The 14,945-nt window shown below is 45.2% G+C and carries 12 protein-coding genes; 5 read left to right on the forward strand and 7 right to left on the reverse strand.

The window, feature by feature from the left end:
- Positions 1-58 precede the first annotated feature (58 nt).
- The 3 genes from WA381_RS11240 to WA381_RS11250 all read right to left on the reverse strand — a co-directional run bounded on the left by WA381_RS11240 (position 59) and on the right by WA381_RS11250 (position 4,468).
- Positions 59-898 (reverse strand): GAF domain-containing protein, encoded by an 840-nt coding sequence (locus tag WA381_RS11240; protein WP_156086953.1) that lies wholly within the window; start codon positions 896-898, stop codon positions 59-61.
- Positions 899-1,052: 154 nt separating this feature from the next.
- Positions 1,053-1,898 carry a DUF6689 family protein gene (locus WA381_RS11245; protein ID WP_014977490.1) on the reverse strand — a complete coding sequence of 282 codons (846 nt, stop codon included), beginning with the start codon at positions 1,896-1,898 and terminating at the stop codon, positions 1,053-1,055.
- A 92-nt stretch (positions 1,899-1,990) separates the two neighbouring features.
- Positions 1,991-4,468, reverse strand: coding sequence for a S8 family peptidase (locus WA381_RS11250; RefSeq protein WP_014977489.1), 2,478 nt, complete (start codon positions 4,466-4,468; stop codon positions 1,991-1,993).
- A gap of 393 nt (positions 4,469-4,861) precedes the next feature.
- Here WA381_RS11250 and WA381_RS11255 point away from each other — a divergent pair, with 393 nt between their 5' ends.
- From WA381_RS11255 to WA381_RS11265, 3 genes are all read left to right on the forward strand, one after another.
- A complete protein-coding gene (locus WA381_RS11255) occupies positions 4,862-5,920 on the forward strand; it encodes a hypothetical protein (protein ID WP_014977488.1) in 1,059 nt (352 codons plus the stop codon).
- An 82-nt stretch (positions 5,921-6,002) separates the two neighbouring features.
- Positions 6,003-7,055, forward strand: coding sequence for an aldo/keto reductase (locus WA381_RS11260; protein ID WP_014977487.1), 1,053 nt, complete (start codon positions 6,003-6,005; stop codon positions 7,053-7,055).
- Positions 7,056-7,164: 109 nt separating this feature from the next.
- Positions 7,165-8,319, forward strand: a complete 1,155-nt coding sequence (locus tag WA381_RS11265; RefSeq protein WP_014977486.1) for a Na/Pi symporter — start codon at positions 7,165-7,167, stop codon at positions 8,317-8,319.
- A gap of 93 nt (positions 8,320-8,412) precedes the next feature.
- On the opposite strand, the gene WA381_RS11270 is transcribed toward WA381_RS11265, so the two are convergent.
- Positions 8,413-9,576, reverse strand: a complete 1,164-nt coding sequence (locus WA381_RS11270) for a DcaP family trimeric outer membrane transporter (protein ID WP_014977485.1) — start codon at positions 9,574-9,576, stop codon at positions 8,413-8,415.
- A gap of 245 nt (positions 9,577-9,821) precedes the next feature.
- On the opposite strand from WA381_RS11270, the gene acs reads away from it, so the two are divergent.
- Both acs and WA381_RS11280 read left to right on the forward strand, forming a co-directional pair.
- Entirely contained in the window at positions 9,822-11,768 is a 1,947-nt protein-coding gene (acs, locus tag WA381_RS11275) for an acetate--CoA ligase (protein WP_014977484.1), read from the forward strand.
- An 18-nt stretch (positions 11,769-11,786) separates the two neighbouring features.
- Entirely contained in the window at positions 11,787-12,431 is a 645-nt protein-coding gene (locus tag WA381_RS11280) for a response regulator transcription factor (protein WP_014977483.1), read from the forward strand.
- Here the strand turns inward: WA381_RS11280 and WA381_RS11285 are convergent.
- From WA381_RS11285 to WA381_RS11295, 3 genes are all read right to left on the reverse strand, one after another.
- Positions 12,391-13,380, reverse strand: coding sequence for a hypothetical protein (locus tag WA381_RS11285; protein WP_014977482.1), 990 nt, complete (start codon positions 13,378-13,380; stop codon positions 12,391-12,393). The two genes, WA381_RS11280 and WA381_RS11285, sit on opposite strands and share 41 nt — an antisense overlap.
- Before the next feature lie 68 nt (positions 13,381-13,448).
- Positions 13,449-13,883: an ATP-dependent zinc protease family protein gene (locus WA381_RS11290; RefSeq protein ID WP_014977481.1), complete on the reverse strand. Its 435-nt coding sequence runs from the start codon at positions 13,881-13,883 to the stop codon at positions 13,449-13,451.
- 17 nt (positions 13,884-13,900) lie between these two features.
- A complete protein-coding gene (locus WA381_RS11295; RefSeq protein ID WP_061486590.1) occupies positions 13,901-14,932 on the reverse strand; it encodes a succinylglutamate desuccinylase/aspartoacylase family protein in 1,032 nt (343 codons plus the stop codon).
- Between the last annotated feature and the right edge of the window lie 13 nt (positions 14,933-14,945).

Below are 14,945 nucleotides of genomic sequence, written 5' to 3' on the forward strand. Positions count from 1 at the left end.
ACCACTACAGCGACGCAATCGAATAGACGAATTGCGTCACTAAATTGTTATTTTTATTTTAGCTTATAAGTGAAAGTTTATGCTCAATTGTGTGGAATAACAAACGCATCGAAATCATATTCGCTAAAGAGGTGGCAAAATCTATGTCCGTTTGGGTAAAGTAACGGCGTCCCAGCGTCGAGTCTGCGTACAATACGCCAACGGGCTTTTCATCAATACAAACAGGTACACAGATGGCAGCCTGAATGCCGTGACTGATTATACTATGCTGCTTGTTTAACGATTTGTCGCAAACAATATTGCCAATGGCACGAACAGCGTTAGCTTGCATGCACTGGTTGATGATAGTACGGCTACCGGTAAAGTCCTCACCTTGCATCCAGCTTTCATAGCCTATCCCGAGTTGATAGTTATTTATCTTATCAAACAAAATGAGTGATGCCCGTTCACACCCTAATGATTGGGTTAAACATTCTCTGGCAAGGTTAATAAGAGCAGTACTGCTATTACACTGTTGAAGCTGCGTTTGGTACTGCTTTAGTTGTTGCTTTCTCCACTCTCGTTGGCTGTCAAGTTTGACCACATTATTGAGCGCAAGGGGAGTAAATTCACAGGGTACTGGACCAAGCTGTAATACATGGGGTTTGTCTAGCGTCAGGTGCTTTATTTGAATTCCCGCACTGAAGCACCCTGTAGAGCTCATGTCATTTAGCTGCCAAACGTGATCGTTGTCAGCTTGTTTGTTTGCTCGTAATACAATATGAGAGCGAGAAACTTGGGGGTGGGGTATAACGATGTCCGCGCTTTCAGAGCGGCCGACCTGATACTCTCGACCTTCAAAAAGCAAGTGCTTACTTACGCTTCCGTTATTTTCTGTAAAGGCTATTTGTAACGGCATGGCATATTCCTCGTCGCGTCACTGGTGCCATCTCCTCCCATCTGTTTGTATAAAATTACACAAATAAGAGAGTTTCTTGCTTATCAGTGACGCCAAACGCTGGTTTAATTGCGTCGATTTCAACGCAATTAAACGTTTCAGTCTCCAGCTTGATTTACAATGTTCTTAAGCTAAAGCGTAATGTTTGTAGCTGAGTAAGTAGTAAACCTTTCACGTTCACAACGTCACCACTTGAGCGCCATACATCTGCAATTTCATTGCCAGACGCATTATCAATAAGCGATATAAGGCTATCTACAGCAGCCAGTGCCGCATCGTCATCGTTTACCGCCAATGCCGATTGGACATCGTTTATTCCGCTGTCTATGGCTGCCTCTAATAGCGCAGCAATTTTATTGCGATTGCCATTTACGATCGTGCTTAAAGAAGCAACTTTGTCATTGATAACAGAACCTGATGGGCGATTATCTAATAAGATAATAAAATCTGAAAATTGTCCTGTGCTGCCGCGTGCACGAAAACTGCCTGATGACGTTAACGTTGTTATGTCTTCAAACTCGCCACCGTCGTGAGACGTAAACAAGCGCCATGGAATGGTTGGCGTGTAGTGAATAGCTTTAGTGTAAAGCTCAACCATCGCTAAACCTTCAAACCCAAAACCGGCGTCAGCTTTCGGAGAGATTGATACAAGAACCGGAAAACCCGAAACAGCGCTTGTTAATGCTGAGGGCAGGCGGTCTGTAATGGTCAAATCTGTGGGATCAAGCAGCTCAGCGGTAATGTCAATGTTGTTAGCATTAAGGCCAATACTGTTTTCGAACTCTACAGTTAAATCTACTTCAATTAAGCTGCTTAGCGTCAGTTTGGCCTGAATCTTATTGTCGTCGACAGTGAGAGTTGCAGGCGTGACTACCTGTGCTTGTGCAGTGGAAAACAAAAGTAGAGCTGTGGTGGCAACAACGGTGGTAAGTTGTCTGAATTTCATCGCAGTAAACATCATAGGATGACCTCTTTCAGTATTGGTTAAAATTTAACCTAAAATGGTGCCATTATCAATTAATATAATGGCACCGTTTTCAGTGGTTTGCGATTTTATTCGAAATACTGAGCAAAGAAGCGCGAAGCCAATACAGCGTAATGCGCTCTGGTTATAACCGTATCTGGCGCGAAGCTCGCAGTGATAGTAGGCGTGATGCTGAATGGACTTTGCTCTACACCAAACTCTGCGTTAATCAACGACAAGGTAAGTGCTAACTGAACGTAGCCTTTCATATCAGCCGGAATACTGTCTTGATCTTCTAGCACAATTTGCTCACCGTTATAGTCAACAACGATGTCGGCGTTAGGGTCAAAACTAAGTGCTGCTTCTTCCAAGCCAAGCATCTGTACCAGTGAGTAAGCGATATCTAGCTTAGTAACACTAGCGAACGGGTCAGCACTACCATTTTCGCTGCGAAGTACAGGAGACTGTGTACGAAGCTTATCTTTAAGTGCGCCACCTTTAACCATTACTGATTCAACGAACGCTTTGTCAAAACCAGGTACTGAACCAATATTAGGACGTTCTTCATTCAAAAGGTCACGGTACTGTCTAACGGCTCCACCCATTACCGCATAGCGCGCAAAGTCCTTGCGTTTAAGACGAGCATCAGGTGAGAAGCCTCGACTATTGATGGCGTCCATTAAGCGCTCACTTACCGCGAACTCTATGGCGTTTTGTTGAGGGTGACCTTCTACGTCGTCCATACCTTCAAAGCCGCCGCTATTTTCGAACGACACGGTGACGTTAAATGTTTCAGGTAAACCTGGGCCGTTAGTTAAACCTAATGGGTCAGCTTCTACACCAGAGAGTGATGTTAAACCATAAACATATACGCCCCACGTACCAGGCATGGCTGGTGCAGCAACACGCATGGTGGTAGAAAGTACTGGCGTAGTTAAGTTACCGCGATATTCAGTGCCGTCAGGGGCTACAAGAACAAGCTTGGTTAAGTTTGCAAAACTATCGGCAGACGCTTTGACAAGTACCTCTTTCGAACCTACTTCAAAAGGAATAACTTCAGGCTCTCCTACCGGTGAATAAAAAACATCGAAGTTTTCTACTCGATCGCTGGTGGTTACAAGTGCATTTGCCTTAAAGCTTTTACCATCTAAGTTATTAACCGTAACTTTATGGCCCATATCTTCAAGTAGGGCAGCAGCAACTGCTGAACGTGCATTAACGTAACCCGCTCCGACTTCCCAGCGCTCATAACCAGGCATGTTAGTGGCTGTCTCTTGCAGCAAGCGCTTAATGGTCGCGTTATCAAGATTCGGGTTCGCTTCCAGCATCAATGAGATAATGCCTGAAACATGCGGTGTCGCCATAGATGTGCCAGAAATCATGGTGTAGAAAGGAAGGTTCTGAGGTTCAATTGCATCTATGTCTGCGTCTCCACCATTCGCGGCGGCGTTCAGTACGGCGCGAGTAGAGATAATGTCCACACCTGGAGCGACAACAGAGACTTCGTTGTTATATGTCCATTGCGTGCCGTCAGGCATAGTAAAGTCGCCAGTCTCGCCTTTTAATCCGCGAGATGAAAAGCCAGCGAGTTTTCCGAACTTGTCACCCGCACCTACAGAGATACCCCAAGGAATTTGTGCATATGGGTTATGCGAGTCTTCACCAGGGCCATCGTTACCTGCTGCGAATACACTAATCATTCCCATGTTATGTGCTTTGTAACTTGCCAACGAAACAGGGCCGAGTGGTTCGTACTTGCCGCTAGAACCCCACGAGTTGCTGATAACTTTGATAGGGTTGTCGAAGGTGTATTGCTTGCTAATTGCGTAGTCGAAGCCGCCGATAGTATCTAAAAGCAGCACTGCTGCGCCTGAACCATAGCCAATGATGTCAGCATCTGGGGCTGCTCCACGGTGCTTGCCATCAGACATTACACCGCTACCCGCGATAGTACCGGCAACGTGTGTGCCGTGTCCTGAGTTTAGGTCGGTATTCACTTGGTTTGATAGTGTTGGACCCGTTACGCCAACGATAGAAAGCGCACCCGGATTCAATATTGCTTGCACGTTATCAACCACAGTATCGCCAAAGAAGTGGTCTTGGTGAGAAGCGTCAATACCCGAATCAATCACTAAAATAGTTGAGCCTTTACCAGTGAACTCAACGTTGTTTCTTGAAGCAAATCCTTCGCCCTGCAAATCAGCAACGCCTGTGATCTCACGTGCATCAGCGTTGTATAGCTTCATTTCGCGGTTCGCAAAAACTGATCGTACACCGTCGAATTGAGCAATAGCCTCAATTTGCGCCTTCGTTGCCACCACACCAATGATTGGAAGGTTCTTAAATTGCACGCCTTCTGTAATACCCAAGTTTAATAATTGCGTAATTTGTGACTCGGCAAGTGGTGACATTTGATCGTACGTAACAACAGCCATCAGCGATTCAGCAGGGGAGAGCGACACAAGTTTCTCAGCCATTTGTGAGCCAATGTAGGCATCGGCAAGTGTGTGGGCTGACGGGCTTGCTAGCATAGCTGCAGCTAACGTAGATAGGGCGAACTTCTTCATATTCTTCTCCAAATTCTTGAGGCTGCGCTTTTTCTTAGATGCTTAAGACAATCATTTGACTTGTTGTGTCGTTAGCATTACCGAACGCGTTTATGTTGCTGAAGCGCATGGCATTCGTGCCATGTACTTAATTAAAACGCGGCGTTTTTTGATTAACGTCATCGCAGCAAAGTACGCACTAATAGTGGCCGTTTGAATTTTGTTCGAACATAGGGGTTTCACCCTAAATGTGTGACTTTTTTTGATGTAATAATGTGCAAAATTGCTACAAAGGTTTAATAAAAAATGTCACGTTAAGCACCTATAGTAATGGCGTATGTTGGCGAAATTTAAACATTTATTAGTTTTTGTTTATGTCTTGTTCGCTCTGTTTTCTCCCAAGAGGAGTTTGTCATGAAGTTTGATTCAATTAAGTCTCGATTGGTTTTAATGACCCTTATCTGTGTGATTGGAATGGCTATGCTGGTGATAAGTCAGCATTATTTCACTCAGCGTTTAATTGGCTTAAATCAGCAGCGAGATGCGCTACTGAGAATGGGGCAAGATTTGCTTCAGATGAGACGACACGAAAAGGATTTCTTACTTCGCCACGGCACCGATTACTTTGACAAGTTTCTTCAGCAGTCCTATTTGTTCAAGGGGCGACTTACTACCCTTGTCCCCATGTTCAATGAATACCGTCTTCCTGTGGCCGATGTCGAAAGCCTGTCTGCCTCAATGGAGGCCTACAGTGGGGTATTCCAACAGGTTGTCTCTCTTCAAGAGCGAATTGGGCTCACGCAAAATGACGGGCTGAGAGGGCGTATTTCCGAGCTAGAAAAGGTACTCAACGAAGGGGCACTTTCTCAAGACCCATTATCAAGAGAGTTGTTAACCAATATTCAACTCGCCACGCGAAATTATCAAATAACCCAAGAAGGGTATTATGCGAAGTTGATGAACGAAATGACTGAGCGTTTAGTTGCTGATTACCGCAATAGTTCGGCGCTTGATGAGTCATTGATACAATATAGAGAAGCGCTGTTGCAATTAGTTGATGCGTTCACAACGTTTGGTGTAACTCACAATGAAGGCCTTCGCGGAGAGTTCAGACAAAGCGCACATAATGTGGAGACACAGCTAAAGGGTGTCGATACCGCCTTGAAACCTATGATTGAACAACAAGAAGGCCAAGTGCGTATTTACAGTCTAAGTATTGCTGCGCTCACGTCTATCGTGTTAATTCTGGTATTGATCAAGAGTTTTGCGACATTTCACCGCGCTTTTGTTAACTTTCTTACTTTCTTTTATCGCTGTAAGCGTCAGTATCAAATGATTGATACGAGAAAGTTAGGGTTTGCAGAGTTAAAATCACTCGCAGAATTGGCGAATGAAATGGTCGAGTCCAAAAGAGATATTGAGGCGCGGCTAGCAAGTGTAGAAGCCGAGTTGGCCACTAAGAAAGCCTCATAACCACAGAGGGCACTTTTATTTCTTAAGCGGTCGACTCATTATTGCATCAATAAGGTATAAGCCAAGCAAGGTAGAAGCAAAAATGAAGTTTAACCGCTTAGGAAATAGCGACTTACAGGTGTCGGATGTGTGTTTGGGCACAATGACATGGGGCATTCAAAACACCCAGCAAGATGCAGACGAGCAAATGGCGTTTGCCCTGGATAAAGGCGTGAACTTTGTCGATACGGCCGAAATGTATCCTGTTCCCCCAAATGTAGATACCTATGGCGATACAGAGCGCATTATCGGTAATTGGATTTCGCGGAACGAATCAAAGCGCTCTGACATTGTTTTAATGACTAAAATTGCTGGCAGCGGTTTGAAGTACATTCGCAACGCAGGGCCCATTACAGCTGACGCTATCGCAAACGCACTCACCTATTCATTAGAGCGCTTAAAAACCGATTATATCGACGTTTACCAGCTTCATTGGCCGAATAGAGTTACACCTCATTTCGGTAAGCATTGGCCGGATGGTGCTGATCCAACCAAAACCAATCGAGAAAAAGAACTGGATGGTATGCGTGATATCCTTTTAGGCATTAAGCGCGCGCTGGATGAAGGGAAAATTAGACACTGGGGGCTGTCAGATGACACGCCTTGGGGCATTCACGCCTTTCTTACACTTTGCAAAGAGCTGGATATGCCGCTTCCAGTTTCTATTCAAAATGAGTTCAGTTTACTTCATGCGAAAGACTGGCCTTATTTAATTGAAATGTGTGAACTAGAGAACATTGCTTACCTTCCGTGGTCGCCGTTAGCAACGGGTATGTTAAGTGGTAAGTATCAGGATGGAGCCAGACCGGAAGGTAGTCGTTGGACACTAGCTCAGCGTATGGGGTTATTTAGAGATAAAGCGCCAGCGCAGGCAGCTACAGCTGAATATATGAAGATTGCAGAAAAAGCAGGAATAACACCTTCGCAGCTCGCGTTGGCGTGGTGTAAGCAAGTGCCTGGTGTTACCTCAACAATTATTGGCGCTACCACTGTGCCTCAACTTAAAGAAAATATAGACGCGTTTGATATTTCACTTTCGAAGGAAACATTAGACGACATTCACGGTGTACTAAGGCAGTATCCTTTAGGCTTCTAAGCGAATTTTTTCTTCCTAAGAATGGCGGGGTAGCACTTCACTCCCCCGTCATTTTTGTGTAATACGCACGTCATATTATGTGTTTTTCAAGTATGAATTTGTGCGTATTATGTCAATGATTGACCCTCAACTAGCCCAGAACAGCGTGCTAGAAAAAGCACATAACTGGCGTAAGTGGCTTCTTTTAGCCTTGTTAGTCTATGTGATGTTATTAGCTGTCAGCATGATTGGCAGCGGATTCAAATTTGCTACTGGCGACCACGCGAAATCTCTTTTTAGTTTTGCTTCTAATCCTGTCATGGGATTGATTATTGGTATGGTGTGTACCGCACTTATTCAGTCTTCAAGTACGGTTACCTCTATTATTGTCGGAATGGTAGCGGGTGGTTTACCCATAACTATCGCTATACCCATGATGATGGGCGCCAACATTGGGACCAGTATTACCAACACCTTGGTGAGCCTTGGTCATGTTGCAAAAAAAGATGAGTTTCAAAGAGCCTTCAATGCGGCCACTATTCATGACTTCTTCAATGTACTGTCGGTACTAATTTTCTTACCTCTTGAAATGGCGTTTGGTATTTTGGAGTTTTTAAGTGCCCAATTGGTTGCGCTTATCCATACAGGTGAAGCCATCGGTGTGTCTGGTGTTAATCCTATTAAAGCGATGACGCAACCGGTAACAGACATAGTTACACAAGCATTCTCCTTTTTACCTTCTATTTATCCGGGCGTAGCGAAAATAATTCTTGGTATCGGCCTTATTATGTTTTCAATTACCTACATGGGTAAAATTATGAAATCACTTATGGTAGGCAAGGCAAAGGCGTTATTGCATACCAGCATAGGAAAAGGGCCACTCTCTGGAATAACGTCGGGTGCTGTGATGACAGTGCTAGTGCAATCCTCGTCAACCACCACATCGCTCATGGTTCCTTTGGTTGGCAGTGGAATTTTAAAAGCTAAGGATATCTATCCGTTCACATTGGGCGCAAATATAGGCACATGTATCACTGCGCTTATCGCAGCGTTGGGTGTAGTGGGGGTTAATAGTGGATTTGCACTACAAATAGCGCTTGTGCACCTGATTTATAACGTTCTGGGCGTTACGCTTATTTACGGGCTGCCTTTATTGCGCAATATTCCGCTCAATTTGTCTTATCAATTATCAGTGATAGCGGCAGAGCGGAAAATGTACGGCGCAGCTTATATCGGTGGCTTATTCTTTATTATGCCTTTGGGTATTATCTTCACTACTATGTAGCTAATGTAGCGCGCCATTCTATTTTTCTGTATGCACAAAAAAACGGCGCTGATGAGCTCAGTGCCGTTTCTCTTTTTTAACTTAGTGCATGTATTAGAATGCGTATTTTGCTGAAACTTGGAAGCGGTTCATGTCGCCTTCAAGGCCGGCTTCAATTTCACGCTTTGCGAAAGCGTATTCAGCGCCAACGGTTAGCGCTTTAGTTGGCGAGTACAAGTAGTTTACACGTGTGCTATAAGTGCTTTCAGTGGTAGCTAAACCCGTTAATGATACGTCATTGTCTGCTTCAAACGCCGAGAACATGATGCTACTGCGCGCTTTTTCGCTCCACTTGTGACGATACGCAACGCCGTAACCTGTTGAGTCTATGGCTTCAAGGTCGCCGCTTTCGGTAAGTACTGCACCATTAACTGCGTTTAGCGCAGAGTATCTGCCTAAACCTTTACCCGTGTTGAACGTGAAGCGAATATCGTCGCCATTAGACAAATTGTATTTACCGGTTACCGATACACCAAAGCTGGTTTCGTCCGCATCAATGCCAGCGGCATTATCGTAAGACAACTGTCTTAATAAGCCCGCTACTTTTACATAACCCCAGTCATACTTTGACGTATAGGCAGCTACAAAGTCTGGAACGCTGCTGTCGTCACTCGTAATTCGGCTACCACCGCCAAATGGCGTAATGGTTGATTCTGGGTTTTCAAGCGCAAGCTGTAGGCCGCCGTTGGTATATCTCACCATAACTTGACGGGCAAAGGTGATGCCGTCAGTGGTACCAATAAAATCAAGTGATTCTGGTAATGAACCTACGTCCATAAAGGTCGTCCATGTTTGGCCCACCAACCAATTCTTGTAAGTTAAGTACGCGTGGCGTACTCGCGGAGTGTAGGAGTTACTGATTCGCTCATCACCGCCGCTAGTTACAAGGAAGTCGAGTTCGAATACACCGTTAATTGTGTCGCCTTCAGCCGTAGGCGTTGACGTTGCAAAGCGGAATCGTGACGTTCTGATATGCGCGTCAAATTGTGGATCTTCGTCAACGCCACCAACAGGTGTTAGTGAAGGAATATAGAAATCGCGACCTACGCTACCTGATGCAATGGTGCCATCTGAGTAGTCACTAACCATAGCGTCGACTTTAACGTAGCCTGTGAATTTCACACTTGTGTCGCCGATTGTTGCTGCTTGTGCTGCACCTGTAGATGCTGCCAGGCACAGCGCTACTGCTGTAACCGTATTTTTTATTTTAGCTTTCATCGTGTCTGTTCCAAAAAAGTGGTTAAATAAATGTAAATTCAACGTTAACATTGCTGATTGTGTACTTATTATCTAAAAATTAAATAAGCCAATGGTCGCATAAGACTATAGTCGTAATACTTTTCTAGTAGAACCTTAGTTGTATGCTGCTAAGACCAAAGTCTCATTTTGCTTTGTGGGTGAATGGCTAGAGTGTTTCACCATACAACAAGAATTTTACATCATTGATATTGGAGGCAATCTTTATGACCGCCAGCAAAACTTATCCTGTGCCTGAGAACATTCTTCAGTCTACACATCTAACCGCATCTCAATATGATGAGATGTATAAGCAATCTGTAGAGCAACCTGAAGCGTTCTGGGCTGAGCACGCATCCATGCTTGAGTGGTATCAAAAGCCCACCAAAATTAAAAACACAATGTTTGGTGAAAACGATGTGTCTATTAAGTGGTTTGAAGATGGTGAGTTAAATGCCAGCTATAACTGTATTGACCGCCATCTAGCTGATAATGCTACAAAAGTTGCCTTTCACTGGGAAGGTGATTCACCAGAAGATAGCCAAGATATCACGTATCAACAAGTGCACTATGAAGTTTGTAAATTAGCGAATGCACTTAAAGAAATGGGCGTAGCAAAAGGTGATCGTGTTGCGATTTACATGCCGATGGTACCCGAGGCTGCCTACGCCATGTTAGCGTGTGCCCGAATAGGTGCAGTTCACTCAGTGATTTTCGGTGGATTTTCACCTAACGCTATTGCCGATCGTATCAACGACAGCAACGCCAAAGTCGTGATTACTGCAGATGAAGGCCGTCGTGCTGGAAGAAGTATTCCACTGAAAGCGAATGTGGATAAAGCACTGGCTGGTGATGCGTGTCCGTCTATTACTCATGTTTTAGTTCATAAGCTAACAGGAGGAGACGTAGACTGGAATGCTAAGCACGATGTGTGGTGGCATGACGCTGTTGATGGCGTGTCAGCGCAGTGTGAACCAGAGGTAATGAACGCGGAAGACCCACTGTTTATCCTCTATACATCAGGCTCTACTGGAACGCCAAAGGGTGTAGTACACACTACGGGCGGGTATCTCTTATATTCTGCGATGACCTTTAAATATGCTTTTGACTACAAAGAAGACGATGTTTATTGGTGTACCGCTGATGTAGGCTGGATCACAGGCCACAGCTACATGGTTTATGGCCCAATGGTGAACGCCGCATCACAAGTGTTCTTTGAAGGCGTACCAACTTATCCAGACGTTAAACGTATTGCTCAAGTAGTAGAAAAATACAAAGTAAATAGTTTATATACCGCACCAACTGCTATCCGCGCATTAATGGCGCACGGAGATGTTCCAACTGAAGGGTGTGATGTCTCATCGCTTCGCCTTTTGGGGACAGTAGGTGAGCCTATTAATCCTGAAGCATGGGAATGGTACCACCGCGTAATTGGTATGAGCCGTTGTCCTATTATCGATACATGGTGGCAGACAGAAACAGGTGGACACATGATCCTGCCTTTGCCTGGCGCTACGGAGTTAAAGCCTGGCTCAGCGACTCGCCCATTCTTCGGGATTCAGCCAGCGCTATTTGATGCTGACGGTAATGAGCTTGAAGGGGCAGCAGAAGGTAATCTTGTTATTAAAGACAGCTGGCCGAGCCAAGCTCGAACGGTTTATGGCGATCATCAGCGCTTTATCAACACCTACTTTAGCGCATACAAAGGTGTGTACTTCACCGGTGATGGTGCTCGTTGCGATGAAGATGGCTTTTACTGGATCACTGGTCGTGTAGATGACGTGCTAAACGTTTCTGGTCACCGTTTGGGCACCGCTGAAATCGAAAGCGCACTTGTTGCCCATCCTAAAGTAGCTGAGGCTGCCGTTGTTGGCTTCCCACATGATATCAAAGGGCAGGGTATCTACGTTTACGTAACACCAAATGAAGGGGTTGAAGCAAATGAAGCCCTTACTAAAGAGCTTAAGGCGTGGGTGCGTCAAGAGCTAAGCCCGATTGCTACACCTGATATGATCCAATGGTCTCGTGGATTACCTAAAACCCGCTCTGGTAAAATTATGCGCCGTATTTTGCGTAAGATTGCCGCCAATGAGCATGAGCAATTAGGTGACACATCAACGTTGGCGGATCCATCGGTTGTTGATACACTGATAGAGGAACGTCTAAATAAGTAGAAACTAAGGATATAGACAATGATAACCCTTCTAATCGCTGATGATCATCCGCTGTATCGCGATGCACTAAGAGGCGCGTTGTCGTTGTCACTTCCAGCCTTAACCCTCAAAGAGGCGGGAGACCTTAACACTACAGTCGATATTCTCAACAATGAGGATATCGACTTATTGTTGCTTGATTTGCACATGCCGGGTAGCAATGATTTGTTTGGCTTGCTGCATATTCGAAAACTCTTTCCCGAACTTCCTGTTGCCGTAGTCTCTGGCACAGAAGACACCACACTTATTTCAAAGATTATTAGCGTGGGCGCGCTAGGGTTCATCCCCAAAACTGCCAGTGCGCAAGATATTGCAAACGCCGTAGAAGCAATTCTGGATGGCGATGTATGGCTACCTGATAACTTAAGTGAAGACGTTGATGAGGTGAATGAAGAGTTCTCTGAATTAGCGGATAAAGTTGCCTCGCTAACGCCCTCGCAATACAAGGTGCTTTGTTACATGCGAGACGGCTTGCTGAACAAGCAAATTGGCTTTAATTTAGATATCGCAGAGGCCACGGTTAAAGCGCATGTCACTGCTATCTTTAAAAAGTTGGGCATAAACAACCGCACACAAGCGGTACTTATTGCTTCACAACTTGAGTTGGAGCCGCCAGCTCAGTAGCGTCGAACTTAAGCACGGCTTCTGAGGTAGCAAATTCCGGTAAGAACTTTTCCAATGCCAAGCGGCTTTGTTCACTTAGCAAAGGATTGTCAATTTCAATAACCGTTCGCCCTTCGGTAAGTGCCATACCTTCTCTAAAGTTATCATGAGCTAACAGTAGCTCCTGAAACTTACCCGTTTCGAAGAGCCTTAACAGACCCTCAGCTATCCGCCCTGCTAATGCCTGATTGTCGCTTCCTACAAAGAAAAAGATGGGGCTTGGGTATGAAATGATAAGGTGATCGTCGATAGTCAGACCGCGTGAGAGCGCCTTGTCAGCGAGTTCTTCTTTAATTTCCATAACACTTCTTGGAAACATATCAGCGAAGCCTTCCGAAACAATGCGAAATGACGCCCGGTAGGTCGTTTCCAACACCGGGATATCGTTTGCGCGAAATATCTTCGTATCGGGCCAGTCGTAGCCCAAAACCGCTCGGTATGCTCGTAACGCGTTTAATGACTTTACTTCTTTAAGTCGCGTATCGCCTTCTCTGACCAGCAGTGCACGCTTACCAAAAAGACCCGCCATAATGGGAATGCGAATGGGCAGGAACTGACGTTCACGCTCTGTCGAGGTAACGCTCCACGTCACGTCTAGCATGTGGTGTTCAAGGCTGCGTAGTTGACGCTCTTGCGCCGTTTCTTGGTCGCTGACAATCAGTTCAAAAGAGCCGTATTGAGGTTCAGTAACGCGCAGTGATTCTGTGAGAAGACGTTTAGCGTAGGCGTATACGGCGTCTCGCCCAGGGTGAATATTTGGCAGGCGGAGAACGGTGTGAGGTAAGTCAGTACTTACCTCGTTTGTGTTTTGCTGCTGAGCATTAGCACTCAATAGTGTAAATACACTCAACAGCAGAGAGGCAACACTTAGGGCTTTTTTCGTAACGTCCATATTTTGTATTTCATGCACTAAACGCATGCCTTACTGCAAGTTGCCGCAGGTTTTAACGCTGAATATCCATTGGCAAACTTGTATTGCTAGTCTTTTCCCGTCAGCAAAAAGTCGTGCTCGGGGTCTACAATAAATTGACCCCTCATCGCTTCTCTTCCGAGCAGCATCAAATAGGTCATTTCAGAGCGGTCCGTTAGGGTTAACTGAATATCCCACTGGTACCCGTCCATTATTATAGGCGTAATTATAACATAGCGCTTCTCAAGTGTAGCCGTTGAGCTTTTTACGCGTTTTTGTCCTTCTACACGTGCTTCTCTGCGAACCACGCGTTCAACGTTGTGAATGTCGGGATGGATATCAAATTTAATCCATAATTCACCGTCTTGATCAAACTCTTCAATGTTGTCAACATGAAGTGAAGACGTTGCCGCCCCTGTATCAACGCGTACGTTCAAATCAGAGATGGCGAGTTTTGGTAAATCGCACAGCTCTACCGCACCAACAATTTTTTTATTGTTCATCAGTTTTTCTACCAATTTTATAAAACAGGACCCTGTTCTGGTGGCAATAAATTGTCTTGTAATAATTCTACGTGTTCTGCAACAGTATCAGGCTCTGAAAAGTATGCAATGTGGTATACCGCTTCACCTTCTTGGGTAAGTGGAATATTTTGTTTACCAATTACAACACCTTCTGCAGGGCTTTCAAGGCTATCTAAATAATTGCCAAACGGATCAGCAATAATGGCCAGTTTGTCACCTTTTTCAACATGGTCACCTAGCTGTGCTAAATGCGTCACAAATCCACTTTCTGGCGCGCGAACCCATCCACTTTGGCGCGCTATAAAACGCTCGATACTGTGGCCCTTACTGCGGCTTTTATTCAGCATGCCCAAATGACGCATGGTATTAATAATGCCTCTTACGCCGGCACGAATAGAAAACTCGTCATAACGTAACGCTTGGCCTGCTTCGTAAAGCAGAATTTTAACGCCACTTTCACTGGCCGCTTCGCGCAAAGAGCCATCGCGTAACTCTGCGTTAAGTAGTACAGGTACGCCAAACGCTTTTGCCATTTCCAGTACTTCTGGGTCGTCTAAGTCAGCGCGAATCTGTGGCAAGTTACTACGGTGTATAGCGCCGGTGTGAAGGTCAATGCCGACATCGCACTTACTTACCACTTCTTTGAAAAACAAGTTGGCTAACCTACCGGCAAGCGAACCTTTTTTACTCCCTGGAAAACTGCGGTTCAAATCGCGTCTATCGGGTAAATAACGAGACTGGTTTAGTACGCCGTACACATTAACCATAGGCACCGCGATAAGGGTTCCTCTTATCCGCTCAATCGCTTTTGAGCGGATAAGTCTGCCTACTATTTCGATGCCATTTAATTCGTCACCGTGAATGGCTGCGCTGACGAACATAATGGGACCTGGTCGCTTTCCTCGTTTAACGTAAACCGGAATGCTCATATTGGTGGCCGTGTACAGCGGCGGCATTTCTAACTCAATCTTTTTTGTTTCGCCAGGAGCAATGTTTTCACCCCCAATTCTTAAAACATCATTTACCACTAACGTTTTCCTA

The sequence above is a fragment of the Alteromonas sp. CH_MED4-4 genome (genome assembly GCF_037029575.1).
GTDB lineage: Bacteria > Pseudomonadota > Gammaproteobacteria > Enterobacterales > Alteromonadaceae > Alteromonas > Alteromonas macleodii.

Excerpts from the sequence above, each read along its gene's own strand:
- WA381_RS11245 (WP_014977490.1), bottom strand. The coding sequence starts at position 1,898 with ATGATGTTTACTGCGATGAAATTCAGACAACTTACCACCGTTGTTGCC.
- WA381_RS11290 (WP_014977481.1), bottom strand. The coding sequence starts at position 13,883 with ATGAACAATAAAAAAATTGTTGGTGCGGTAGAGCTGTGCGATTTACCA.
- WA381_RS11240 (WP_156086953.1), bottom strand. The coding sequence starts at position 898 with ATGCCGTTACAAATAGCCTTTACAGAAAATAACGGAAGCGTAAGTAAG.
- WA381_RS11270 (WP_014977485.1), bottom strand. The coding sequence starts at position 9,576 with ATGAAAGCTAAAATAAAAAATACGGTTACAGCAGTAGCGCTGTGCCTG.
- WA381_RS11265 (WP_014977486.1), top strand. The coding sequence starts at position 7,165 with ATGTCAATGATTGACCCTCAACTAGCCCAGAACAGCGTGCTAGAAAAA.
- acs (WP_014977484.1), top strand. The coding sequence starts at position 9,822 with ATGACCGCCAGCAAAACTTATCCTGTGCCTGAGAACATTCTTCAGTCT.
- WA381_RS11250 (WP_014977489.1), bottom strand. The coding sequence starts at position 4,468 with ATGAAGAAGTTCGCCCTATCTACGTTAGCTGCAGCTATGCTAGCAAGC.
- WA381_RS11280 (WP_014977483.1), top strand. The coding sequence starts at position 11,787 with ATGATAACCCTTCTAATCGCTGATGATCATCCGCTGTATCGCGATGCA.
- WA381_RS11255 (WP_014977488.1), top strand. The coding sequence starts at position 4,862 with ATGAAGTTTGATTCAATTAAGTCTCGATTGGTTTTAATGACCCTTATC.
- WA381_RS11260 (WP_014977487.1), top strand. The coding sequence starts at position 6,003 with ATGAAGTTTAACCGCTTAGGAAATAGCGACTTACAGGTGTCGGATGTG.